We start from the raw sequence: 24,620 nt of genomic DNA on the forward strand, positions 1-24,620 counted from the left end.
CGGGTCGCTCCGCTCCCCGCTCGCACATCGAGGCTTCGAGAGTCTCACTCCGTCCTGACCCTCCTGCTCACGGCTCACTCCGTTCGCCGTTCGTATAACCGAGGCTTCTCGCTTTGCTCGGAGCCTCGCTAATGCACGTTCTTTATACACGAGCGTGCCGTTACACGGGTAATGGCTGATTCCACCCACGTGACACGACTCTTCGGTGGGCCGGGCAGTGGGAAGACCACCGCCCTGCTCGACCGCGTCGACGACATGCTCGACGACGGAGTCGACGTCAACGACATTCTGGTGGTGTCCTACACCCGCGCGGCCGCCGCCGAGGTCCGCGAGCGTCTCGCCGAACGCCTCGATACCACGCCGAAATCCCTCCGCGGCAACGTCTGTACGATGCACGCGAAGGCCTACGAACTCCTCAACCTCTCGCGTGGCGACGTTGTCGGCGAGAAGCACAAAGAGGAGTTCTGTGAGAGTTACGGCCTCGAATTCGAAGACGAACACAAATCCTCCCGCCGCCGCTCGGCCCGGTCGACGACGCTGGGCAACAAAATCATCGCCACCTCCCAGTGGCTCCAGCGAACCGAACGCGACGTCGCCGACTGGTACGACGTCCCGTTCAAATGGGACGACGAGGAGGTCCGCCTCCCGCCGGATATCGACGAGAACGCCCAGACGGGCAACAAGTACACCCCGACGTGGCCCTCCTCGGACGACCGCGTCGACATCCCCGAAGCCATCCGTGCGTGGCGGTCGTATAAAGGCGAAGAGGGCGTCGTCGGTTTCGCCGACATGCTCGAACGCGTCCAGCAGCGTTCCCTCCTCCCGAGCGTCGACCATCTCGTCATCGACGAGTTTCAGGACATCACCACCCTCCAGTACGGCGTCTACGACGAGTGGAAACCCCACATGGAAAGCGTCCTCATCGCCGGCGACGACGACCAGGTCGTCTACGCCTGGCAGGGTGCCGACCCCGCACTCCTGCTGGACGAGGAGGTCGACGACGACGTCGTGCTCCCGAACTCCTATCGTCTCCCCTCGAAGATTCTCAACGTCGTCAACACCCAGATTAGCCACATCGACCAGCGGCAGGACAAGGACCTCAAACCCCGCAAACAGGGCGGCTCGGTCGAAGCCGTCTCCAGTCCCTCGATGCTCGACCTCGTGCGCAACGTCCGCGCCACCCTCGAAGAGGACGAAGAGGGCAGCGCCATGGTCCTCTTCCGCGCCCGCTATCAGATGTTCCAGTTCATGGACGAGTTCATCGACGAGGGCATTCCCTTCACGTCGCTGACCGACCAGCGGATGTGGACCGACCGCCTGCAGGGCTACGTCGACGCCATCGAATCCCTCGACGATGACGAACCCATCGACGGCCTGCAGGCCCAGCGCCTCGGCGAGATGCTCGCCGACAGCGCCTTCGGCACCGGCGAACGGGACGACTACTTCGACGCCCTCGACGAGATGCAGGACGCGGAAGGCGTCGACGACCTCACCGACATGGAGGTCGCCCCCGACTTCGTCAACGACCACGCCCCCTTCGCGCCCGGCCCCGCCTCCGCCGCCGACATGCTCACCAAGGTCTCGAACTTCCAGGAGCGCTCCGTGAAGGCCTACTTCAAGGGCGACTATCAGGGCATGGACCCCAACCGCCTCCGACTCGGCACCATCCACTCCGCGAAGGGCCGCGAGGCCGACCACGTCTTCGTCGCCACCGACCTCACCGAGAAGGTCGTCGAGCAGATGGCCGCCTCCGTCGACGACCCCGAGGACGTCGCCGGCGTCACCGAGTTCAACAAACACTCCGACCCCGTCCCGACCATGACCGACAACGAACGCCGTGTCTTCTACGTCGGCATGTCCCGGGCCCGCGAGCGCCTCGTCCTGCTGGAAAACCTCGTCGACGGCGCGCCGACGCTGCCCATCGACGTCCTCCTCTACAACGAGCCGCTCAACAAGCCGCTCGACGAAATCCTCTCGGATGCACAGGAGACGGGCAAAGAGCTCGCTGCCGATTAATTCCCACTTTTTGCACGCGAGCGCGGGGTCGGCGCGCAGAAGCGCCGACCACCGGCTCGCGGCAAAACCATGGTGAAAATATGCGCGCGGCGACTCGCTTTGGTACTGAACTCAGACGAGGACGTGGCCTCCAAGCTTATTCCGGTGGGTTTTGATAGGTCAGGTATGGAACTGGTAAACATCGGGTTACTGCTGGCAGGGTTGGTGTTGGTCTTTTTCGGCGCGGCGCTGTCGATTTACGCCGTGGCGCTGCTGGGCTTCCTCATCGGCGCTGGCGGGGGCTACGTCCTCGCACCGACACTCCTTCCCGCACTCGGCGCGGAAGGAATCATCGGCTTCGCGATAGCAGTCCTCGTCGGCGGGGCACTCGGCGCGGCGTTATCCTACGTCGCGCTGTCCTTTGCGACGGCGATACCGGCCTTCGTCGTCGGCGCGTATCTCGGCCTCTACGTCATCACGCCCATCTTCACCAGCGGCGGCCTCATCAAGTGGCTCGTCATGATCGTCGCCGGTATCGTCGGGTCGGTCATCGGCTTCGCGCTGACGAAGTACGCGCTCATGTTCATCACCGCCTTCATCGGGTCGGCGCTCGCGAGCACCCAGGTCCAGATGGGCGACTTCACGGCGGCCCGCGAGAGCCTCTCGCCGGAACCCATCCTCTTCGACCCGCTGGCGACGACCGGCGTTTTCGGCGTCGAGGTGCCGCTTTTCGGCGTCCTCTTCGTCCTCGGTGTCCTCTCGCAAATCGGCCTGTTCAAACTGGGCTGGGTGGCGAAGTTCGCGACCATCGTCCCCGGCGTCGGCAGTGTCTTCGGTAGCAGCGAGGAGAGCTAATCCGTCGCCTCACCCGATTTTCTCCAACTTCGGAAGACGCGTTCGACGCTCCCGGCGAGCAGCGCCGCGAGAAGAACGAGTGGCCACGCGAGAAAGGCCAGTTCGATGGGCGTCCCGGGCAGCGGAACGACGGGGCTCCGAAGCAGGAGCCACGTCCGGAAGGCCGCGGAGGCGAGGACGCCGAGGGCGAGAAGCATCGGCGCGAGAAGCCGATACCGCGCGTAGAGCGTCGCAACCGTCCCGCCCACGGCAGCACCCCCGATGACGGTATACAGGAACAGCGGACCGACAAGCGGGTCCGAGAGCAGTTCACCGAGGCCGTCAAGGGCCATGATGCCGCCGGCGAACAGCCCCACGACGGTGATGACGACCCCCGAAAGCGCGCCGATAGCGGCGACGCGCTTGGTCCGCGGCGTCGGCTCGCCGATGGGGGTGATATCGGACGACATACCGGCCCGTCTTCCGGAAGTGGCATAATCGTTGTCCGGCCCGCAACGGTGGATATTTTGCCGCGCGTCACCCTCGTTCGGGTATGCGCGATTTCGTCGTCGTGGGTGCCGGTCCAGCAGGGTCCCGCTTTGCCCGCTCCGCCGCCGAGGACGGCCACGACGTCCTCGTTCTCGAATCCGGAGAGATAGGCCGGCCGCTGGCCTGTTCCGGCCACGTGAGTCTGGATATCTGGGATTTTGTCCCCGAGGAAGCCCGCGACGACCTCTTTCAGAACGCCATCTACGGCGCGCGGTTCCACCTCGGCGGCGCCGACAGCGAGGCCCATCGTTTTTATAAGGACGAGCCGGTCTCCAACGCCATCGACCGGGTGGGACTAGACAAGACGCTCGCCCGCTGTGCCGAAGAGGCGGGCGCCGACGTTCGTGACGGCCACACTGTGACGGCCGTCGACGAGAAACCGGGAGGCGTCGATGTGACCGCCAGCGGCCCCGACGGCGTCGAAACCTTCGAGGCTCACATGGTCTGTGGCGCCGACGGCCCCCGCTCGCGGGTCCGCGACGAGGTGGGGCTGCCCGAACCCGCAGAACTCCTCCACGGCGTCTTGGGCTTCGAGTTCGAACCGGACCATCAGGACTTCGTCGACGTCCATCTCACGGTCCCGCGCTTCTTCGCGTGGCGCATCCCTCGCGGCGACGCGGGCGTCGAATACGGGCTTGCGGTCCGCCCCGGCGACGACGCCCCACAGCGGTTCGACGACCTGATTGCCGACTACGACGCCGACATCGACAAGCGGTGTTCGGGCGCCATCCCCATCGGCCCGCCGGACCGCACGGTCGGCAAGCGCTCCTTCCTCGTCGGCGACGCCGCGGCCCAGACCAAACCCTTCACCGGCGGCGGGATTCTCTACGGAATGCGCGCCGCCGACATCGCCGCCCGGGAAATCGACCCCCGACAGCCGGCGACGCTGGACGACTACGAGCGGTCGTGGCGCGACGAGTTGCGAAACGACCAGCGGCTTGGGTCGCTCGTCCGGGCCGGCTACTCGATGCCGCGACCCATCCAGCGGGCCGGGATGCGCGCCTTCTCGGGGGAAATCGCGGTCCATATGGACCGCCCGACCTCGCTGTTCTCGAAGGCCCAGTTGCGGGCGCTGTTGTCGTGGAACTGACCGAACCTCGGTGGCTTTCGTGGCACTAATCCCCGCTGGCCGCCAAACCCGGATATGACCGCGCCGACCGCCGACGGGACGCCCCGCACCGAGGGCCCCTTCCGGGTCCTCCGGGGCCGCGACGACGATGAGTGGCTCCTGCTGGACGTCGAATCGGCGGACCCGACCTACGTTTCCCGTGATGCGCTGCCCGACGACGTCGCGGTGGGCAACCGCGTCGAGGCCGACATCTCCTGGGACGGCGACGAGCCCGTCGTCGAATCGGCCGCCATCGACACCCGGACCACCTTCGAGTTCGTCCGCACCGAGGAACCCATCTTCGAGGCCGCACAGAGCTGTTTCGAGGAGGCCCGCGCCGAGGGCGAGGCGATGAACTCCCGTGTGACGTACAACACCGACAACGAGGCCAACGGCGTCGTCTACACCTTCGCCGACCAGTCCGGGAGTCAGGACCTCTTCGTCGAGTTCCGCGACGGCCACAAACCCCTCGAACCGCTGGTCGCCCGGGCGGCCCACCCCGAGGAGGTCGACCCGCCGTTTTCGGTTTTCGTTATCGACCCCCAAGAGCCGTTCATCGTCGTCTACATCGTCTTGGAGCCCGACGGCCTGCTCGACGAGACGGTACGGGATACCTACCTGTAGTCGACGCCGACACACCCGGCCGACCACACCTTTATACAGGAACCACGCGCCCTCACGCGTATGCACGAGGTCTACGAGAACGTCGTCCGGTTCGAGGAGACGGACGCACAGGGCATCGTCTTCTACGGCAACTACGTCACCTTTCAGGACGAGACCTTCACCGCGTATCTGGAGGCCATCGGCTACCCCTACAGTTCGCTGAAGGAGGCCGACTGGGACGTCCACGTCGTCCACATCGACCTCGATTATCGACGGTCGGCGGAGTTCCGGGACAGATTACGGAACGCGGTTCGTGTCTCGGCCATCACGGAGTCCAGCATCGAGTTCGAATACGAGTGCCGCAACGACGAGGGCGAGGTCCTCGTCGAGGGCGGCGTCGTCCACGTCGCCGTCGACGAGTCCGGCGAACCCACCCGCGTCCCCGACGAGTTCCGCGAAGCCGTCGTCGACTTCCAGGACGTCGCACCGGACCCGGTGTAGGCGGCAGGTTCTTTTCGCTCGGCCCGAACGAAGAGGTATGTCCGAGGTCGTCGACCGTCTCGAACGCAACCTGATGAGCCTCGGGGTCTACGTCGAGGACCACGCCGTCGAAACGCCCGAGGACACCGATGATGTCGTTCACGTCGAGTACGAAACCGCCGCGGACGGCCTCGCACAGGGTGACATCGGCAACGTCTGTTCGGAACTGGTCGAAGCCCACGAGGCCGGCTGGGAACCCAAAACGGTCCACTGCTGGGTGTTCAACACCGACGGCGGCTTCCACGGCGAGTGGGAGGCCCGCGCCGGCTGGTTCCGCGCGCTGGCCAACGGCGACATCTCCGAGACGGACTTCTCGACGCTCGTGCTGTCGACCCGCGAGCCGGCCGAGGAGCCCCCCGCGGAAGTGCCGGCGTTCGGTCCCGAACCGCAGGAAACCGGCTAGCCCGCCTGCCGAGACGAATCGTACACGTCTGAGTGTCAGAGGCGTAGCACTCAAGAGAGCCACTCACATAGCCGGAGGTAGTGACTCAGGACGCCCTCACGATACTCTTCGGCGACCCCTTCGCCGTGATGAACACCATCGGGTTGGTCGCGTTCGCCCTCGTCGGGTCGTCGAAGGCGATCCGTGAGGAGTTCGACCTGCTGGGCATCACCATCGTCGGACTGGCGATGGCCTTTGCCGGCGGCGCGACCCGCGACCTCCTCGTGACGCGCGTTCCGCTGGCCCTCCAGTCGCCCATCGAAATCAGTCTCGGCCTCCTCGGCGTCGGCCTGGCAATCGGACTCAACGTCGTGTTGACGTCCCCGGAGACCCATCCGATTACGCTGGTCGCCGACGCCATCGGCCTCGCTGCCTTCGCGACGACGGGGGCTATCGTCGCAACCGAGGCGGGGGTTTCGGTGTTCGGTATCGTCGCCATCGCGACCATCAACGCCGTCGGTGGGGGGGCGCTCGCGGATATCCTGCTGGACCGCGCCCCCTTCATCCTCTTCGAGGACTTCTATGCGAGTTGTGCCGTCCTCGGCGGTGTGGCGTACTGGGTCGTGGGCGCGCTCGGCGCGACCGGGGGGACGGCCGCTGTGGTGTGCGCCGTCGTGACCGTCGGCACTCGGTTGGTCGCGGTGGTCTACGACTGGCACCTGCCGACGGTCCAGACGTTGGGACAGTTGGGTAAGTAACAGCGCCTTACTCGATATCCGCCAGAATCGCCTCGGCGTGGCCCTCGGGGTCGACGCCTTCGTAGACGGCCTCGATTGTGCCGTCGTTGACGACGAAGGTGTTCCGGAAGACGCCGTCGAAGGTGTTACCGAACATGTTCTTCTCGCCGTAGGAATCGTATTTCGTGGCGACGGTACCGTCCTCGTCGGAGAGCAGGTCGATGGGTAAATCGTACTTCTCGGCGAACGCCGCGAGGTCCGAGACGGGGTCGTCGCTGATGCCGAGGACCGCAATATTCCGCTCCGCGTAGTCGTCCCAGTTGTCCCGGAAGTTGCAGGCCTCGGTCGTACAGCCGGGGGTGTCCGCGCGGGGGTAGAAGTAGACGACGACGCGGCCGTCGAAGTCGGAGAGCCGCACCGTCTCCCCGTCCTGATTTTCGAGTTCGAAGTCGGGGGCTTCGTCGCCGGGTTCGAGCATACCGATGCTGGACGGCGAGGGGCCAAACCGGTTGCGGATGGCCACCGCGGACCGCCCGCCAGTCTTCGAGTGGGGCGTTAGCAAGGCTTTATGAATGGTGCTACCAATGTACGGCTATGCGCTTCGAAGACGATACGGTGTTCATCACCGGTGCGGGTTCGGGAATCGGACGTGCGACCGCGACCGCGGTCGCCGAAGAAGGCGGGTTCGTCGTCGCGACGGACATCAACGAAGAGGGCGGCCAGAAAACCGTCGACGCCGTCGAGGCGGCCGGCGGCGAGGCCGTCTTCCACGAACTCGACGTGACCGACGCCGAGGAGTTCGACGCCGTCATCGAGACGGCCGTCGACGAGTACGGTCTCGACGCGCTGGTCAACAACGCCGGCGTCGGCCACCCGCCGGCCTACACCGAGGACGTCACCGACACGATGTTCGACTACGTGATGGACGTGAACCTCCGGGGCGTCTGGAACGGCTGTCAGGCCGCCCTGCCGCATCTCAAGGAACAGGAGGACGGCGCCATCGTCAACGTCGGGTCGCTCGCCTCCTTCCTCGGCCTGCCGAAACAGGCCGTCTACTCGCTGACGAAGGGGGCGGTCCTGAACCTGACGCGGGCCATCGCCGCCGAAGCGGGGCCGAAGGGCGTCCGCGCCAACGCCGTCTGTCCCGGCTTCATCGAGACGCCGCTGGGCAACCAGTACTTCGACTCACAGGAGGACCCCGAAGAGGCCAAGGAACGCGCCGCCCAGCAGTACCCCCTCAAGCGCCTCGGCGAACCCGAGGAGGTCGCCGACGCCATCTCCTTCCTGCTCTCGGATGAGGCCTCCTTCGTCACGGGCCACGGCCTCGTCGTCGACGGCGGCTTCTCGACGAGTTAGGCCGAGGCTTCTTGGCATACCACGCGGTTTTTCGAATATGGCGGGACTGGCCCTGCCGACCCTTTCCGACGTCGGGACGCTCGGTTATGCCGTCTACCTGCTGGTGGCGTTCGCCACCCACGCCTTCGTCGGCTACGTCCTCGCCGCGACGCTGACCGACGCGCGGCCGGCAATCGGCGGCGTCGTCGGTCTCGCACCCGACGCCGACTTCCTCTTTCCCGCCGAACTCGGCTTCCCGTTCCTCCACCGGGGCATCACCCACACACCCGTACTCGCCGCCGCCTGTCTGCTCGTCGGCTATGCGCTCGATGTCGACGAGGGGGTCCTCGCGGCGGTCGGTCTCGCCTACTGTTCGCACCTCTGCATCGACAGCCTCACGCCGAAGGGCATCATGTGGCTCTACCCGCTCTCCGAGACCGCCTTCAGCACCGCCATCGGCGGCCATTCGGCGCTCCCGACGGCGGTCATCTGGGCGCTTTTCGGCGGCCTCTACGTTACCTACCGACGCCTCCCGGCGAACACGCTCACCGAGGCCCTTCGCAGGGGTTCGTTCGCCGAGTGAACTGTTCGCATACCCGAACAACGCTTTTGAGAGCGCCGCCGAATTAGGCGACCATGTCCGACCGCGAGTTCCTCACACCGCCCCCGCTGGAACCCGGCGACAGCGTCGCCGTCATCGCCCCTTCCAGCGGCGGCGCTCACGATGCCCCGCACGTCTTCGAACTCGGCCTCCAGCGTCTCCGCGACGCGTTCGACCTCGAACCGGTCGTCTATCCGACCGCCCGACAGAGCAACGGCTTCCTCGCCGATAGCCCGCGGGCGCGGGCCGCCGACGTCCACGCCGCGTTCCGGGACCCCGAAATCAGCGGCGTCATCGCCACCATCGGCGGCGCCGACCAGTTGCGAATCCTCCGCCACGTCGACCCCGAGGTCCTCCGGAACAACCCCAAGCGGTTCTACGGGATGAGCGACAACACCAACCTCAACCTCCTGTCGTGGACCGCTGGCCTCGTCTCGTATAACGGCGCCCAACTGATGAACGAACTCGCCGTCCCCGGCGACCTGCCCGCCTACACCGAACGCTACTGCCGACGGGCCTTCTTCGAGGACTCGCTGGGCGAACTCGACGAAAGCGACGAGTGGACCGACGAACCCACGACCTGGTGGACCAACCCCGAAGAGATGGGGTCGCCGCCGGAATACGAGGCCAATCCAGGCTGGCGCTGGCACGGCGGCACCGAGGCCGTCGAAGGGCGACTCTGGGGCGGCAACCGCTCCATCGTCGAGTGGCACCTGGCGACCGACCGCTACCTGCCCGCCCCCGAGGCGCTGGACGGCGCCGTGCTCTGTCTGGAGACCGCCGAGACGATTCCCGACCCCGACATGGTCGGGGCGACGCTGATGTGTCTCGGCGAACGCGGCCTGCTGGAGCGGTTCGACGGCGTCCTCGTCGGCCGGCCGCCGACCCGGAGTTACCGGAAAGAGCCGCCCCGCGAGGAACGTGAGGCCTACCGCGAGCGACTCTACGAGGCGATAATCGAGGAGGTGGGACGGTACAACCCCGAGGCGCCCGTCGTGTGCGGCCTCGATTGGGGCCATACGACCCCCATCGCGCCGCTGCCCATCGGCGGGCGGGTCAGTCTCGACCCGGCGGCGGAGACGATTCGGTTCGAATAGCCGACGGGGCACCACGCGTCACCACACACACCCCACACTGACTACTAAACGCGCGGCGCCCGAATCGTGAATATGCGCCGGCCGCTCGTCGGCGACCCGCCCGACTACACGCTGGACGACACCGAGGTGCCGTGGGTCCTCGGCACGCAACTGACGGCCGAATCCGGCCCCCTCGCCCGAGCGCCCGAGGGCAGTCGCGTCCTCATGGTCGAGGCCCACGACTTCGCCCGGCGGAAGCCCTACCATCACCACAAACTCACGCTCGTCTTCGCGGCGATGCAGGCCTTCCGTGACCGGCTTGAGGCTGCGGGCTACGACGTCGTATATATACGGGCAAATACCTTCGGCGAGGCGCTGGACGAGTTCTTCGGCCGCTATCCAGAGACGACGCTCGTTCTCATGCGTTCGCCGAGCCACGGCGCCGAGCGTCGATTGCGCGAACTCGCCGACAAAGCGGGCGGTGACCTCCGCGTCGTCGACAACGAACTGTTCGTCAGCACCCGCCGGACCTTCGACGAGTGGGCCAATGGCCGCGAAGCGCCGTTCCGCCACGAGGAGTTCTACCGATGGATGCGACGCGAGACGGGCGTCCTGATGGACGGCGACGACCCCGAGGGCGGCGACTGGAACTACGACGAGGCGAACCGCGAGTTCCCGCCCGACGACTGGGAGGCCCCGCCGAAACCGCCCGTCGACCACGACGAGGGGGTTCGCGAGGTTCACGAGTGGGTCGGCGAGGCGTTCGAGGTGTGGGGCAGCGACGCGTTCGCAGGCGAGAGCGACGAAGGATTCGTCTGGCCGGTCACCCGCGAGGGCGCTCGCGACGTTCTGGACCACTTCATCGACGAACGCCTCCCCGAGTTCGGCCCGTATCAGGACGCCATGCGCGCCGACGAGTGGGCGATGGCCCACGCGCTGCTGTCCCCAGCCATCAACCTCGGCCTGCTGCACCCCGTCGAAGTCATCGAGGCCACCGAAGCGGCCTTCGAGGAGCGCGACCTGCCGCTGCCGTCCGTGGAGGGGTTCGTCCGGCAGGTCCTCGGCTGGCGGGAGTTCATGCGCCACGTCTACCGCCACGCGATGCCCGAGTTGGCCGACGCCAACCAACTCGGTGCCGACCGGGACCTCCCGGAGTGCTACTGGAGCGGCGACACCGCGATGAACTGCCTCGCCGAAACCGTCGACGACGTCCGGTCGCGGGGCTACTCCCACCACATCCAGCGGCTGATGGTCCTGTCGAACTTCGCGACGCTGTGGGGCGTCGACCCCGCCGAACTCAACGACTGGTTCCACGCGGCCTACGTCGACGCCTACCACTGGGTGACGACGCCGAACGTCGTCGAGATGGGGTCGTACGGCCACGGCGTCTTCGCCACCAAACCCTACGTCTCATCGGCGAACTACCTCACCGAGCTGTCCGACTACTGCGCGGGGTGTCGGTACGACCCCGAGGCCGACACCGGTGCTGACGCCTGCCCGTTCAACGCACTCTACTGGGACTTCCTGGACCGTAACGAGGAGCCGCTTCGCTCGAATCACCGGATGGGACTCATGTACAGCCACGTCGACGAGAAACGCGAATCGGGCGAGATGACAGACATACGCGAGCGAGTCGCCGAACTGCGCGAGATGGCCGACGCGGGTGACCTATGAAAAGTACGGCGCGAAACCGGTCGGCTACCGCCGGATGACGGCCACCGCGACGATAGCGAGAAGCGCGGCGATGACGCCGAAGCCGGGACCGTCGCCGTTGGTGCCGTCGGTCGTCTCGGTCGGTTCGGTCGCCGTCTGCTCGTCGGCCGGGACGATACCGTTGACGACGACGGGGTCGCTTTCGAGGTCGTCGCCGACCGCACGGAACTCGTTTTCGCCCGCCGATTCGATGGTGACGGTGAGTTGACCGTTAGCGTCGGTTTCGCCGACCGCCTGGCCGTTCCGCTGGACGGTGATGTTCGGCAGCGGTTCGCTGTAGGCGTTGACTACCTGCAGGGTCGTCACCTCGCCGACCACGACCTGCGTGTTCTGCGGTTCGACCGTCAACGTCGGCACGCGTTGGGTGGCGATTTCGACCGACCGGTCGGATTCCCGGACGGTGAGTTGCTGACTGGACTCCGTGTAGTTTTCCTTCGTGACGGTGACCCGGTAGTCGGTATTTACCGGGACACTGAGCGACGCGGTGCCGCCGGAGGCCCGAACGCGTGCGACTTCGCCGTCAGCATCGTCGAGTTGCACCACGGCGTTTTCGAGCCGTTCCGCCGGGTCGAAGTGGTCGTCGACGACCGTCACATCGAGACGCACGGTACCGCGCTCCAGCGATATCTCGTGGGTTCCATCGGTGCGAACCCGCTCGGAGATGGACTCGCGGTAGTAGCCGGGCTTGACCGCCTCGATCTGATAGCGGCCCTGCTCTATCGTGTCCGTCTCGAAGCGGCCGTCGGCGTCCGTCTGTCCCGTGGCGACCGTCCGGCCGTCCCGCCGGAGTTCGACGGTCGTGTTGACGAGAGACTGGTTCTCGCTGTCGGTCACCACGACGGTGGCCTGCCCCTTCTGCGAGACGCGAACGGTCACGTCCTGTTCGGAGGCGTCCTCGACGGTGACCGGGAAGTTACGAGTGTACTCCTCGTGGTCAACATCTATCGATACATCGGCGCCCTGGGGGACGTCGACGAACGCGCGCCCGTTGCTCGCGGTCGTCGCCGTCTGTTCACCGTCGTCCCACGTCGCAGTGACGGTAGCGTCGTCGACCGCCGCGTCGCTTTGGTCGACGACGGAGACGGTCAACGTGACCTGCGATTGGGTCGCTGCAGCCGTCGGCGTAATCAAAAGACAGCCGACCATCGCCGCGGCGATGGCCAGACTCACCAGCCGGTACATATCGGAGCCTCCGTGCGGGACTACTTAGTTTGGCCGGGCCGTTTCAACAGTCGATTCCGGGCGGAAAAGAAGATTATATCGCCGTCTTAGCGGTGCCGCGCCGCGATGAGCGAGGATGCCAGCGCCGCGAGCGCCGCGAGGGCGCCGAAGCCGGCGCCGTCGCCCTGCGAGCTATCGTCGGGCGACTGCGTCTCGGTCGACTCGCTTTCGGTGGCCGTCGACCCGTCCTCGGTCGGCGTCGCGTCGTCCTGACTGCTCAACTGGACGTTCCGCGCCGAGAAGTGGTCGATACCGATGGCCACGTCGACGGTCGCTTCCGCACTGGAGGACTGGGCGACGTAGTAGCGGGGCTGGTCGCCCTCCGTGGCCGACTGTTCGACCGCGCTGTAGGAGTCGGCCTGTGCCGCGGCCTCGCCGTCGACGGTGACGGTGAGGTCCTCGGCGTTCTCGAAGGCCGCCTCCGAGACCGACGTCAGCACGACCTTCCCCTGACTCCGGGTCCGCTCGACGGTCATGTTGATCTCGTTTTCGGCCGTCGAGGCAACCTCGACGGAGGTGTCGTTACCGTACTCGATGGCTTCGACCGCCGTCTCACCGCCGGATTCGGCGGACTGCTGGACGTAGACTTCGGCGGTCGCCGTGCCGTTCTGAATCATCTGCTCGGCCTCCTCGTCGTTCTCGGAGCGCTCGTCGTTGTACTGTCGGTAGACGAGTTGGCTGTCCTCGTAGACTTCAGCCGTCACGTCCCCGTTGTCGTCGACGGCGACGCTGCCCTCACCGACGACGATGAAGGCGCCCTGACTGCCGTCGTCCTTGGTGACGACCACGCGCTCGTCGCTTTCAGCCTGCGCATCGGCGTTACTGGAGACGTTCACCGCGACGACCTGGTTACCGTCGGTCGCCTGGAACTGGACGACGCCCCGCTGGGTGTCGTGGGTCTGCATCTCGCCGCCGCTCTCGAATCCGAGCGTGACGCTCGCGTCGGTCTGGCTTCGGCTGCCGATGGTCGCACCGACGATGTCGGCCGCGAGGGCTGCGCCGACACTGGTCTCGACGCCGATACCGGTTTGGCTTCGGGCCTCACCGGCCGACTGCATCGTCACGTTCTCGACGATGACGTTCCCGTCGACCGCGTAATCCGCGACGGCGTTACTCTGCTGGTCGAATTCGACGTGTGTTCCGGCATACGCTTCGCCTTCCGCGGACTGGGCCGCTGCCGGTGCTGCGGCCGTCCCCACCATGGAGACGACCAGCAGCGCCGACAGCAGTATCGCTCGGTATCGCATACGTGAAACGTTCCGTTCGGCAGAAATAAGCTTCTTGGCCGATGCGGCAACGTCTGCCGTTCACGTACTGCGATTTTGTTTATAGAACGGAGGTATTCCGGGTATGCCCGATGTTTGATAAGAGGGGCGAAACCGCAACGGGAGGCCCAGCAAGGCCGTCGGCAAGAAAAAGGAACGGTGCCTATGCGTGTCGGCGGGCCGCAAGCAGGGTGCCGACGACCGCAAGCAGCGCGATGACGGGACCGAAGCCGGCGCCGTCGCCGTCGGTCATGCCGCCGTCACCGCCGCCACCGTCGCTTTGCATCGCGACGTTCCGTTCCGAGAAGTGGTCGATACCGATGGCCACGTCGGTCGTCGCCTCCGCACTGGAGGACTGGGCGACGTAGTAGCGGGGCTGGTCGCCCTCCGCGGCGGACTGCTGGACCGCGCTGTAGGAGTCGGCCTGTGCCGCGGCCTCGCCGTCGACGGTGACGGTGAGGTCCTCGGCGTTCTCGAAGGCCGCCTCCGAGACCGTCGTCAGGATGACCTTCCCCTGACTCTGGCTCCGCTCAACCGTCATGTTGACCTGACTTTCGGAGGCGCTGGCGATTTCGACGGAAGTGTCCTCGCCGTATTCGACGGCGTCAGCGACGGTCTCCTCGCCGCCTTCCTGAGACTGCTGGACGTAGACCTCGGCGGTCGCCGTGCCGTTCTGAATCATCCGCTCGGTCGTCTCGTCGTCGTCGCTCCGCTCGCCATCGTACTGGCGGTAGACGAGTTGGCTGCCCTGCTCGATGTCGGCGTTGACGTCGCCTTCCTCGTTGACGACGACTTCGCCGTCACCGACGACGATGAAGGTACCCTGACTGCCGTCGTCTTTGGTGACGACGACGCGCTCGTCGCTTTCCGACTCCGCGTCACCGCTGACGTTGACGTTGACGACCTGACTCTGGCCGTCCGCGCGGACCTGAATGATGCCGCGCTGGTTGTCGTGGGTCTCCATCTCGGCGCCGCTTTCGGACCGAATCGTCGCGCTGGCGCGGGTCTGGCTCTGAAGTTCCAGTCCCGCCGCGTCGATGTCGGTGGTCGCTTCCAGCCCGGCGTCGAGGCCACCGCTGCTTTCGGCCTCGCTGGCGGACTGTACGGTCACGTTCTCGACGATGACGTTCCCGTCAACCGCGTAATCCGCGACGGCGTTGCCCGTCGTCTGGAACTCGATGTTCGCGCCACTGTACGCCTCGCCGTCAGCCTGCTGGGTCGCGGCGGCCGGCGCCGCCGCCATCGTGACCATCGAAACGGCCACGAGGAGTGCTAATGCCGTTGCTTTGAGCCTCATGTCCGGCTTTCCCGCGGCTCGACGCATAAATTATGTGGCCAATCAAGGGACGGATTACCACGCCGGATGGACGGCCCGAGCGGCCCCTCGATGGCCGGTACACGCAACGGTTAAAACGTCGACTGACTAGTCAGTCAATAATGGTCGAGGAGACACGGGAGCGCATCATGGAGGCCACCTACCGGGCCCTCTGTGAACACGGCTACGCCTCCCTGACGATGCAGGACATCGCCGACGAGTGTGACTGCAGCAAGTCGCTGCTACACTACCACTTCGACACGAAGGAGGACCTGCTCGTTGCGCTGCTCGCGTATCTCCTCGAACGGTTCGAGGAACGGGTCGCCACCGACGGCGACCCTCGTGACCGACTCATCGACCTCGTCGACGCGTTCCTCTTCGGCGACGAGCGCAGCCGCGAGGAACACCGCGCCTTCCATACCGCCCTGCTGGAACTCCGCGCGCAAGCCCCCCACAACGACGCCTTCCGTGACCAGTTGGCCGAAAACGACGCGCAGATTCACGCGACGGTCGCCGCCGTCATCGACCGCGGTATCGACGACGGCCGCTTCCGAAACGTCGACGCGGCGCGCGTTTCGGCCCACCTGCTCGCGGCGATTCAGGGCGCACGCATCCGCTGGGTCACCCTCGGACACGATACCGCGCTCGAACCCGTCCGCGAGGCGCTGGTCAGCGACGTCATCGACGGCTGGCTGGTCTCCGGATGAAAGACCGGTCGGTCAACGTCACCGACGGCGACCTCTTCAAACCCCTTCTGGTGCTGTCGGCACCCATCATCGGCTCGCAGGTCCTGCAGGTCGCCTACAACCTCGCCGACACCTTCTGGGTCGGCCAACTGGGCGCCGACGCCGTCGCCGCCCTCTCGTATTCGTGGGCCATCGTCTTCCTGATGGTCTCGGTCGGCGGCGGCCTCACCACCGCCGGGACCGTGCTGGTCTCCCAGCACAAGGGGTCGGGCGACTTCCGGCAGTCCCACCACGTCGCCGGCCAGACGATTTCCTTCGTTACCATCGTCGCCGTCGTCTTCGCCGCCGTCGGCTACGTCGCCGCGCCCTACCTGCTCGCGCTCATCGGCGCCACGCCGGGGACCGCACCCCACACCTTTGCCACCGACTACACCCGCGTCATCTTCCTCGGCGTCGTCTTCATGTTCTGGTTCTTCATCTTCGACGCACTGATGCGCGGCTGGGGCGACACCCGAACCCCGCTCTACCTGATGGCCGGCAGCGCGACGCTGAACGTCGTTTTGGACCCCTTCCTCATCCTCGGGTTCGTCGACAACCCCCTCTTCGTGTGGGCCGGCATGGAGGCCCTCCAGACCCAACTGTTCGCGCTGACCGGCTTCGATGGCTTCGGCGTCATGGGTGCGGCCATCGCCACCGTCATCGCCCGCTTCTTCCCGGCCGGCATCGGAATGTACCTCCTGCTGTTCGGCGACGTCGGCCTCTCGCCGTCGCCCAGCGACTTCCTCCTGAAGGCCGACACCGTCAAGAAAATCCTCGATATCGGCGCGCCGACCGGCGCCGAACAGGGGATGCGCGCCGGCGGCATCGCCGCGATGACCGCCATCATCGCACTGGCCGGCGACGACGCCGTCGCCGCCTACGGCATCGTCAACCGCCTCGCCTCCCTGCTCTTCCTGCCGGCGCTGGGCTTCGCCCGCGGCACCGAAACCGTCGTCGGCCAGAACCTCGGCGCCCGGCAACCCGAGCGCGCCAAACGCGCCGTCCTGCTCGCGGCCGCGACCGTTTCCGGGGCCTTCCTCGTCGTCGTCACCATCGCCTACCCCTTCGCCGAATCCATCACCGGCGTCTTCCTCCCGCCCGGCGAGGCCGCCTCCGAGACCGTCATCGAATACGGCGCCGCCTACATCCGCATCGCCGGCCCCGCCTACGTCTTTTTGGGCGTCTTCCAGATTACGCTGGGCGGCTTCCGCGGCTCCGGGTCGACCCGTACCGCGATGCTGCTGTCGGTCCAGGAGCTGTGGGTCTTCCGCATCCCGCTTTCCTTCGCGTTCATCACCGTCCTCGGCTGGGGCGTCATCGGCGTCTGGTACGCCGTCGCCATCTCCTTCGTCATCAGCGCGCTGACGACCGGCGCGTGGTTCCTCCGCGGTACCTGGACCGACAACGTCGTCGACCCCGAGGACGTCGACGCGCCCGGGGATATCGAGGTTGCGGACGACTAGCCACTTTTTGCACTTCCTTCGCGCGCCTTCGGCGCGCTCAGTCAGCGTGGCGGCGAAGCCGCCACGTCATAAGGTCGCGGCGTAGCCGCGACCCAGGGCAAAAACGTGGTGAAAATATGCGCGCCTCGGGGGCGCTTTTCAAGCGCCCCGCTCGGCGGATACTACCTATAAATAAAATCGGCTATCGCTCAAGTAGGCTTCACGTCCTCGGCAACCTCGGCGACTTCTGCGGCGTTGAACGCCGCCATCGGACCCGTCGTCGTCTGCACGAGGGCGTCGGCAGCCAGCGCCGACCGAAGCGCGGTTTTCGCCGTGCCATCGGCAAGCGCCGCGAGGAACGCCCCCACGAAGGCGTCGGCGCCGCCCGTCTCGTCGACCGCGTCCACCTCGACCGTCGCGAGTTCGCTGACCGTCGAATCCTGCCACGCCGCGGCGTCGTGGGGGCGCCGCATCGCCACCACGTCGAGGCCGTGTTCCGACGCGAGCGCGTGAGTCACCTGCGTCGGTTCCCCCGAGCGGTCGAAGACCGCCTCGACCGCCGAAGCGGAGGCGATGAGGACGTCGACGGCCGGCAACACCCGCTCCAGACGGTCACGGGCCGACTCGATGTCGTCCCACTCGTCGGTCTCCAGCAGGCCGACTGCCGTCCTCGCGCCGTTCTCGTGGGCCGTCTGGATGAACTTCGCGGTCGATTCCGCGAGCGCCCGCGGGCCCTGCAGCGTCGTCGCCGTCACGTAGGCCGTATCCGCCTCAGCGATGGGAGCCGTCGAGAGGTTCGACAGTGTGAGTTCCTCGACGGCCTCGCCCGCCAGGTCGGTGATTCTGGCGTCCGCACGCGGGGAGGCCCCGCGCTCGAAGAAGGAGATTCCCTGCCGGTCGTCGGCCCGTTCGGCGACGACATCGACGTCGTGGGCGCGCAGTTCCGCGGCGACTCGCCGGCCGAGCGGGCCGTCGGGAAGCCGGGAGAGCCACGTCGACTCGGCGCCGAGACGACCCGCGGCGACCGCGGCGTTGGCCTCCGGCCCCGTCACGCTCACGTCGAGCCGTTGGGCCGTTTCGAGCCGTTCGCGACCCGGCGGTGTCAAGCGAAGCGCCGCGCCGCCGAGGGTAACGAGTTGCATAGCCGAGACATCTCGCGGCGACCCTATAAGTAGCCGTGCCGACACGAGCGCCGAGGTGGTGTGACGGTGGCTGTCCGAGTCGCCGCTGATAAATCGGAGCCACGCGTACACGCCGTATGGACAAGCCATCTGTCGACGCGTTCGGCTCCCGGCGGTCGACGCTCCGGGGACCGAACGGCGCGGTCGCAACGAGCCAGCCGCTGGCGGCGCAGGCGGGCCTCCGCACGCTGCAGGACGGCGGCAACGCCTTCGACGCCGCGGTCGCGACGGCAGCGGCGCTGAACGTCACCGAACCCACCTCGACGGGGCTCGGCGGTGACGCCTTCATGCTGTACAAGAGCGCGGACGGCGAGGTCGGCGCGATGCGGGCCTGCGGCGGTGCGCCCGCCAACGCGACCCGCGAGAAGGTCCGCGAGGCCGTCGCCGACGAACAGGGCATCGACCCAAGCGAGGCCGAGATGCCCCGCACGGGCGCCCACGCGGTGACCGTCCCCGGCACCGCCCGCGGCTGGGAGGCCACCGTCGAGGAGTTCGGCTACCTCGACCTCGCCGAGGTCCTCCAGCCGGCCATCGACTACGCGACGGACGGCTATCCGGTCACCGAGGTCATCGCCGACGCGTGGACGCAGGGCGAAGACCTGTTCGAGGACGCCCACGCCCGCGAGCAGTACCTCGTCGACGGCGAGCGCGCACCCGAACCCGGCGAGACGGTCCGCCTCGAAAACCTCGGCGAGTCGCTACAGGCTATTGCCGAAGAGGGCGCGGACGTGGTTTACGAGGGCTACATCGCCGAAGCAATCGCCGAGGAGGTCCAGAGCCACGGCGGCTTCCTGACCGTCGAGGACCTCGCGAACTTCGAGGTGGAGTTCCCCGACCCCGTCTCGACGACCTACGGCGACGCCGAAGTCTACGAACTCCCGCCGAACAATCAGGGCCTCATCGCGCTGGAAGCCTTAAATATCGCCGAGGAGTTGGGCGCCAGCGACTACGACGCCGATTCAGCGGCACGCGTCCATTACCTCGCCGAGGCGATGAAACGGGCCTTCCACGACGGCCACCGCTACATCACCGACCCGGATTTCGAGGAGATTCCGCCGCTCGGTTCGAAGGAGTGGGCCCGCGAGCGCGCCGAAAGCGTCGGCGAGACGGCCTCTGATGTCTCCTTCGGCGTCCCCGATTCCCACGCCGAGGATAGCGCGGGACATGGTCCCGCTGACCCTCGGGAACCGAACGTTCCCGAGGACGCCGATACGGTCCTGCTCTGTGTCGGCGACGACGAGGGCAACGTCGTCTCCTTCATCAACTCCCGCTTTGCGGGTTTCGGCAGCGGCCTCGTCGCCGGTCGGACGGGCATCGCCCTCCAGAACCGCGGGGCCTCCTTCTCGCTGGACGACGACCACCCCAACCGGCTGGAACCCGAAAAGCGGCCGTTCCACACGCTGATTCCCGGCATCCTCAAGCGCGGCGCCGAGGACTGGTCGGCCTTCGGCGTCATGGGCGGCTACATGCAACCGCAGGGACACCTCCAGACGCTCGTCGGGATGCTCGACGATGACCTGACGCTGCAGGAGGCGCTGGACCGCCCGCGCTGGCGCTACCGCGAGGATGGCCGCCTCGCCGTCGAAGCCCGGATGCCGACCGACGTCCAGAACGGCCTCCGGCGCCGCGGCCACGACGTCGAAGTGCTGCTACCGGGCATGTTCGGCGGCGCGCAGGTGGTCCGGAACGAGGACGGGTCCCTGTCGGGAGCCACCGAACCGCGAAAGGACGGGACGGTCGAGGTCTGGTAACTCGCCGCTGCGCGCGAACTTTTAACCGCCGCGTCCCGAAGAGTCGGTATGGAATGGCAGACCGACTGGAACCTCCGGGCCCGGATGGGCGTGACGATGTTCCTGCTGTTTGCGCTCTATCTGGTCTTCGTCGGCGTCCTGACGCTGTATTTCGATAACCTGCTGTTTGCAGCCCTCCTGCTCGGGGCCTTCTCGCTCGTGCAGTTCTTCTTCAGCGGCAAGCTCGCCCTGCGGTCGATGGGCGCAAAGACGGTCAGCGAAGACGAGTACCCACAACTCCACGCGCAGGTCTCGCGGCTCTCACAGCAGGCCGACCTGCCGAAACCCACCGTCGCCGTCGCCGATAGCCGGACGCCCAACGCCTTCGCGACCGGCCGGTCGCCGAAAAGCGGCGTCGTCTGCGTGACCACCGGCCTGCTCGACACCCTCGACGACGAGGAACTGGAGGGCGTGCTGGCCCACGAACTCGCCCACATCAAGAACCGCGACGTGGCGGTGATGACGATCGCCTCGTTCCTCTCGACGATCGCTTTCCTCATCGTCCGGTGGGGGTGGCTCTTCGGCGGCCGTGGGCGGAATCAGGCGCCGCTTTTCGTCGCCATCATCGTCTCGCTTCTGGTGTGGGTTATCTCCTTCCTGCTCATCCGCGCGCTCTCGCGGTACCGGGAGTTCGCCGCCGACCGCGGGGCGGCCGCGATTACGGGCAACCCCGCGGCGCTGGCGTCGGCCCTGATGAAAATCTCGGGGCGGATGGACAAGGTGCCCGAGGAGGACCTCCGCGAGCAGGCCGAGATGAACGCGTTCTTCATCATCCCGATTTCCAAGGGGTTCATCGGCTCGCTCGCCCGAACCCACCCGCCGACCGAAAAGCGCATCGAGGAACTGCGAAAGTTAGAGCGGCAGGCCGAAACGTAACTTCTGAAATCCGGCGCCGGTCAGACGTCGGCGCCGAACAGAACGACGTCGTCGGTGCCGGCGAACTCGACAGTCCCCTGCCGGAACGACCCGTCGTCGACGATGTCGGCGATGGCCGGGCCGTAGCTTTCGAGGTTCGAGTTTTCGAGACCTGCCGGCGGTTCGACGAAGTAGGTGAAGGTGACCTCCTTGTCGCCCTCGACGTCGGTGGTCGTGACGGGGGTGACACCGTCGGTCTCGGGGTTGGCGTCGAACTCGACGACCCCATCCTCGCTTTCGGTTCCCTCCCCGAACGGGAGTAGGTTCCAGTCGCTGGGGAAGCGGTCGCGGATGACCGCCTCGCCGTCGAGGTCCGTGACGGTGAGTCGGACGCGGTTGGCCTGTCGGCCGGTCACGACGGTGCTGTCGGTCGTGCGGCTACCCGTCGCCTGGAAACTCGGCAGCGGGAAGCTATCCGCGGGACTGAACGTCACGTCGAGGTCGAAGTGCGCCTGCACGTCCTGGCCGTTGATGGCGCCGGGGACGTTGACGAGTTTCGCGACGACGAACAGCGTCCGCTCGGTCGGGTCCGTGGCGTCGCCACGGTCGACGCTGACCGACACCTCGGCGGTCCCGTTGGCCCCGACGGCGCTGTCGAGGATGTTCGGTTCGCCGACGTCGGTCGGGTTCTCGGCGTCGTAGACGAACAGGTCGATGTGGGGGTCGCCCTTGGCGAGTCCGGCGTTGCCGCCGCCGTAGGAATCGAACGCCACGGAGGCGGTCAGGTCGCCGCCCGGTACCTCGACGAAGCCCGCGACGGCCCGCGAATCGAAGGGCACGTCGAGGCCGACGGTCTCCTCGTGGGTGACGCTGGTCTGCTCGTCGCCGAGGGAGATGTCGGCACCGAGCAGGTCGCGCGTAACCGCGTCGACGGCGGCGTCGGGATTGACGCGACCGTAGCCCTCGTAGGGGTCACGCTCGCCGTGGGTGTAGCCCGCCGGACTCGGCACCAACTGGGCGTTGTGGTACGGCGCAGCGGTGAAGGCCGTCGTCGATGCCGTCGACAGGATGACCTGTTTCAGCCGCATGGTCTCCTCGTGGCCCATCTCCGGGCCGGGTTCGGGCAGTGCAATCGAGTCGGGCGCGTCCTCCTCCATCGCCTGTGCGACCAGTCCTGCTACGCCGCAGACGTACGGCGAGGCCATCGACGTGCCACCGATGGAGCGGTGGTCACGGGCGAGCGTCGTGTCGTCGGTCGTCGCCCCGTCGATACTGGCGATATCCGCGCCGGGATCCGGATTAGCGGTCGCACGCACCAACTCGACGTTGTCAGGGGTCGGGGTGCCGACGCTGGGCACGTCAATCGGCGCGAGCGACCCCGGCAGGCCGAGCAGGACCGTCACGAGCGCGTCGGGTTTGATATCACCGCCCGGCGCCGTCACGTCCGGCTTGAAGTCAAAGCCGTCCTGGTTCTCGTTGAGTTGGCCGATACCGCCCGAGGAGTAGCCGGTAATGCCGTCGAAGGGGTCGGTCGCGACGACCGAAATCGCCTCGCCGACCGCCGCCGGCTCCCCGTTGCCGTTGGCCGGCGTCCAGGAGTTGCCCGCCGCCGCGACCGTGAGGATGCCGGCATCGGCCATGCTCCGAATGGCCGGTGCCGTGCTCGGCAGCGCGCCGAAGGCACTCAACGGCAGCCCGAGCAGCGGCCCCCACGACATGTTGACCGCACGGAGATTGAGCGTATCGCGAACGTCGGCGGCGATGTCCCCGAGGTCCTCGGCGGGGCCGCTGAGGCCCTGGAACCCGGCGAGGCTAAAGTTCGGCGCGACGCCGCCGTGGACCGTGGTGTCGTCCTCGGTCCGGTCACCATCCGTCTCCGCCGGATGCCTGTACGCCCCGACGGCGATTTTTTCCAGCCGGCCGGCCAGCGGATTGCCGGCCTGAGCCTGCTCGGCGGCGGGGAGTGCCGCCTCGGTCTCGACCGGTTTCACCCGGACGGTGTAGGTTGCCTCGCCCGCCTCGTGGACGGTCGGGGCGTCGGCGATGATGGAGTCGAATCGAAGCGGCGATTCGTGGATCGTCTCGCCGTCGTGGACGATTTCGATGACGACGCCCTGGCCGATTCCGCTGGCGAAGACGCTCGTGCCGGCGCGGGCGGTGACCTCGTATTCGAGGAAATCGGTCGGCAGCAGCGTCGCGTTCTCCTCGTGCATCTCGGTGCGGTCGGGGTCGATAGTCGACGCGCGGCCGGTCGCGGTCATGATACCCGAGACGTGTGAGCCGTGACCGTTCTGGTCGCGAGGCACGTCGAACGACCCGTAGGAGTCGGTCTCGCTGTACCAGGCGACGGTCTTGGGCGTCTGGCCGTCGATGGCCGCGTTCTCGGCGGGCAGGACGTCGCCCTCGAAGCCGGTCGTCTCGTAGACGGTGGCGAGTTCGGTCTCACCCGTATCTGCGACGGTCTGAAGGGCCGCCTCGATGTCCCAGGCGGCGACGCCGCGGGTCGGTTCGACGAGGAACCGATACGTCTCGCCGGCCTCGACCTCGATGGTCGCCTCGATGACGTTCTCCGAACGAACGTCGTCGACGTAGGTCGTTCCGAGGGTCTCGACGGCGACGAACTCGCCGTCGGCCTCGCGCTGGAGCGTCGCGCGAACGCTCGAAAGTTGTGCTTCGGGCGTGTTGACGTTCCAACTCAGGGTGGCGTCGATCTGGTAACCGATGACCGAGTCGCCGCCCTGTGGGTCGATACTGAACGTCGCCGTCTCGGCGCTGGAGAGGTTCTCGACGCTCGTTCCGGCGACCTGACCGCTGAACGTCAGCGTCTCGACGGTGGTCGCCTCGGTGACCGGAACCTGCTCGGTCGATTCCTCGACGGAGGACAGGTCGATACCGCCATCGCCGTCGGGGCTGATACGCAGTCCGTTCCAGGGCCCGAGGTCGGGATGGCGGGCGGCGACCCCGGAGTCGGTGATGCCGAGCGTCCGGTCCGGACGGCCACGATACCCCTTCTCCCAGACTTTCTTGGCTTCCGCGACGCGCCAGTTCAGGAGCCGTTCGTCCAGCGGGTCGATATCCGCAGCGGCGGTACCGGCCACGCCGGCACCGAGCAACCCGGCCCCGACGAGCGTCCCCGACGCCTGGAGGAACGTCCGACGGGAGAACCCGGAATCGTCGTTGGGCTGTCCACTCATGATGTACCCGCTGCTTTCCGATATCCTACAAAGGTAGTTCTGACAACGGCATCGAAACGACGGCTGCCGGGGACCGAGTTGGGGACGGTAGCATCAATCGAATCCCACGACTGAAATCGGATTTGCGCCCGTTCGGCCGGCTGTCGGCCGTAGAGTGAC

22 protein-coding genes are annotated in these 24,620 nt (G+C 66.9%); 15 read left to right on the forward strand and 7 right to left on the reverse strand.

What is annotated here, in order from left to right:
• The first annotated feature begins 171 nt into the window (after positions 1-171).
• Positions 172-2,016 (forward strand): UvrD-helicase domain-containing protein, encoded by a 1,845-nt coding sequence (locus HWV23_RS08580; protein WP_178289994.1) that lies wholly within the window; start codon positions 172-174, stop codon positions 2,014-2,016.
• Positions 2,017-2,181: 165 nt separating this feature from the next.
• Positions 2,182-2,850 carry a TM7S3/TM198-like domain-containing protein gene (locus tag HWV23_RS08585; RefSeq protein WP_178289995.1) on the forward strand — a complete coding sequence of 223 codons (669 nt, stop codon included), beginning with the start codon at positions 2,182-2,184 and terminating at the stop codon, positions 2,848-2,850.
• Here HWV23_RS08585 and HWV23_RS08590 read toward each other — a convergent pair.
• Positions 2,847-3,299, reverse strand: a complete 453-nt coding sequence (locus HWV23_RS08590; RefSeq protein ID WP_178289996.1) for a hypothetical protein — start codon at positions 3,297-3,299, stop codon at positions 2,847-2,849. The genes HWV23_RS08585 and HWV23_RS08590 overlap by 4 nt on opposite strands.
• An 83-nt stretch (positions 3,300-3,382) precedes the next feature.
• On the opposite strand from HWV23_RS08590, the gene HWV23_RS08595 reads away from it, so the two are divergent.
• From HWV23_RS08595 to HWV23_RS08615, 5 genes are all read left to right on the forward strand, one after another.
• The gene (locus HWV23_RS08595; RefSeq protein WP_178289997.1) at positions 3,383-4,468 is read left to right on the forward strand and encodes a geranylgeranyl reductase family protein; all 1,086 of its coding nucleotides are present in this window, start codon (positions 3,383-3,385) and stop codon (positions 4,466-4,468) included.
• Between the two features lie 54 nt (positions 4,469-4,522).
• Positions 4,523-5,110: a DUF6663 family protein gene (locus tag HWV23_RS08600; RefSeq protein ID WP_178289998.1), complete on the forward strand. Its 588-nt coding sequence runs from the start codon at positions 4,523-4,525 to the stop codon at positions 5,108-5,110.
• 60 nt (positions 5,111-5,170) lie between these two features.
• Positions 5,171-5,590, forward strand: a complete 420-nt coding sequence (locus tag HWV23_RS08605; protein WP_178289999.1) for an acyl-CoA thioesterase — start codon at positions 5,171-5,173, stop codon at positions 5,588-5,590.
• Between the two features lie 37 nt (positions 5,591-5,627).
• Positions 5,628-6,032 carry a DUF8159 domain-containing protein gene (locus HWV23_RS08610; protein WP_178290000.1) on the forward strand — a complete coding sequence of 135 codons (405 nt, stop codon included), beginning with the start codon at positions 5,628-5,630 and terminating at the stop codon, positions 6,030-6,032.
• Between the two features lie 80 nt (positions 6,033-6,112).
• The gene (locus tag HWV23_RS08615) at positions 6,113-6,769 is read left to right on the forward strand and encodes a trimeric intracellular cation channel family protein (protein WP_178290001.1); all 657 of its coding nucleotides are present in this window, start codon (positions 6,113-6,115) and stop codon (positions 6,767-6,769) included.
• A gap of 7 nt (positions 6,770-6,776) precedes the next feature.
• Here HWV23_RS08615 and bcp read toward each other — a convergent pair whose 3' ends face one another.
• Entirely contained in the window at positions 6,777-7,226 is a 450-nt protein-coding gene (gene bcp, locus HWV23_RS08620) for a thioredoxin-dependent thiol peroxidase (protein WP_178290002.1), read from the reverse strand.
• Positions 7,227-7,342: 116 nt separating this feature from the next.
• Here bcp and HWV23_RS08625 point away from each other — a divergent pair, with 116 nt between their 5' ends.
• The 4 genes from HWV23_RS08625 (at position 7,343) to HWV23_RS08640 (ending at position 11,434) form a co-directional block, all read left to right on the forward strand.
• Positions 7,343-8,104, forward strand: a complete 762-nt coding sequence (locus HWV23_RS08625) for an SDR family NAD(P)-dependent oxidoreductase (protein ID WP_178290003.1) — start codon at positions 7,343-7,345, stop codon at positions 8,102-8,104.
• 37 nt (positions 8,105-8,141) lie between these two features.
• The gene (locus HWV23_RS08630; RefSeq protein ID WP_178290004.1) at positions 8,142-8,666 is read left to right on the forward strand and encodes a metal-dependent hydrolase; all 525 of its coding nucleotides are present in this window, start codon (positions 8,142-8,144) and stop codon (positions 8,664-8,666) included.
• A gap of 53 nt (positions 8,667-8,719) precedes the next feature.
• Positions 8,720-9,781, forward strand: coding sequence for a S66 family peptidase (locus HWV23_RS08635; RefSeq protein WP_178290005.1), 1,062 nt, complete (start codon positions 8,720-8,722; stop codon positions 9,779-9,781).
• A 72-nt stretch (positions 9,782-9,853) separates the two neighbouring features.
• On the forward strand, positions 9,854-11,434 hold the full coding sequence (locus HWV23_RS08640) for a cryptochrome/photolyase family protein (RefSeq protein ID WP_178290006.1): 1,581 nt from the start codon (positions 9,854-9,856) through the stop codon (positions 11,432-11,434).
• A gap of 24 nt (positions 11,435-11,458) precedes the next feature.
• Here the strand turns inward: HWV23_RS08640 and HWV23_RS08645 are convergent, their stop codons facing one another.
• The 3 genes from HWV23_RS08645 to HWV23_RS08655 all read right to left on the reverse strand — a co-directional run bounded on the left by HWV23_RS08645 (position 11,459) and on the right by HWV23_RS08655 (position 15,256).
• On the reverse strand, positions 11,459-12,655 hold the full coding sequence (locus HWV23_RS08645; RefSeq protein ID WP_178290007.1) for a carboxypeptidase regulatory-like domain-containing protein: 1,197 nt from the start codon (positions 12,653-12,655) through the stop codon (positions 11,459-11,461).
• Positions 12,656-12,741: 86 nt separating this feature from the next.
• Positions 12,742-13,941: a surface glycoprotein gene (locus HWV23_RS08650; protein WP_178290008.1), complete on the reverse strand. Its 1,200-nt coding sequence runs from the start codon at positions 13,939-13,941 to the stop codon at positions 12,742-12,744.
• A gap of 181 nt (positions 13,942-14,122) precedes the next feature.
• Complete coding sequence (locus HWV23_RS08655; protein ID WP_178290009.1) at positions 14,123-15,256, reverse strand: hypothetical protein; 1,134 nt, start codon at positions 15,254-15,256, stop codon at positions 14,123-14,125.
• Between the two features lie 140 nt (positions 15,257-15,396).
• On the opposite strand from HWV23_RS08655, the gene HWV23_RS08660 reads away from it, so the two are divergent.
• Positions 15,397-15,981, forward strand: coding sequence for a TetR/AcrR family transcriptional regulator (locus tag HWV23_RS08660; protein ID WP_178290010.1), 585 nt, complete (start codon positions 15,397-15,399; stop codon positions 15,979-15,981).
• Positions 15,978-17,462: an MATE family efflux transporter gene (locus HWV23_RS08665; protein ID WP_178290011.1), complete on the forward strand. Its 1,485-nt coding sequence runs from the start codon at positions 15,978-15,980 to the stop codon at positions 17,460-17,462. Before HWV23_RS08660 ends, HWV23_RS08665 begins: the two co-directional genes overlap by 4 nt.
• Before the next feature lie 188 nt (positions 17,463-17,650).
• Here the strand turns inward: HWV23_RS08665 and HWV23_RS08670 are convergent, their stop codons facing one another.
• Positions 17,651-18,583, reverse strand: coding sequence for a PfkB family carbohydrate kinase (locus HWV23_RS08670; protein ID WP_178290012.1), 933 nt, complete (start codon positions 18,581-18,583; stop codon positions 17,651-17,653).
• Between the two features lie 116 nt (positions 18,584-18,699).
• Between HWV23_RS08670 and ggt the strand changes: the two genes are divergently transcribed.
• Positions 18,700-20,373: a gamma-glutamyltransferase gene (gene ggt, locus HWV23_RS08675; RefSeq protein WP_178290013.1), complete on the forward strand. Its 1,674-nt coding sequence runs from the start codon at positions 18,700-18,702 to the stop codon at positions 20,371-20,373.
• 48 nt (positions 20,374-20,421) lie between these two features.
• Entirely contained in the window at positions 20,422-21,288 is an 867-nt protein-coding gene (gene htpX / locus HWV23_RS08680; RefSeq protein ID WP_178290014.1) for a zinc metalloprotease HtpX, read from the forward strand.
• 20 nt (positions 21,289-21,308) lie between these two features.
• Here the strand turns inward: htpX and HWV23_RS08685 are convergent, their stop codons facing one another.
• A complete protein-coding gene (locus HWV23_RS08685; RefSeq protein WP_178290015.1) occupies positions 21,309-24,461 on the reverse strand; it encodes a S8 family serine peptidase in 3,153 nt (1,050 codons plus the stop codon).
• Positions 24,462-24,620: the final 159 nt, after the last annotated feature.

Origin of the sequence: Natronomonas halophila (assembly GCF_013391085.1) — an archaeon.
GTDB lineage: Archaea > Halobacteriota > Halobacteria > Halobacteriales > Haloarculaceae > Natronomonas > Natronomonas halophila.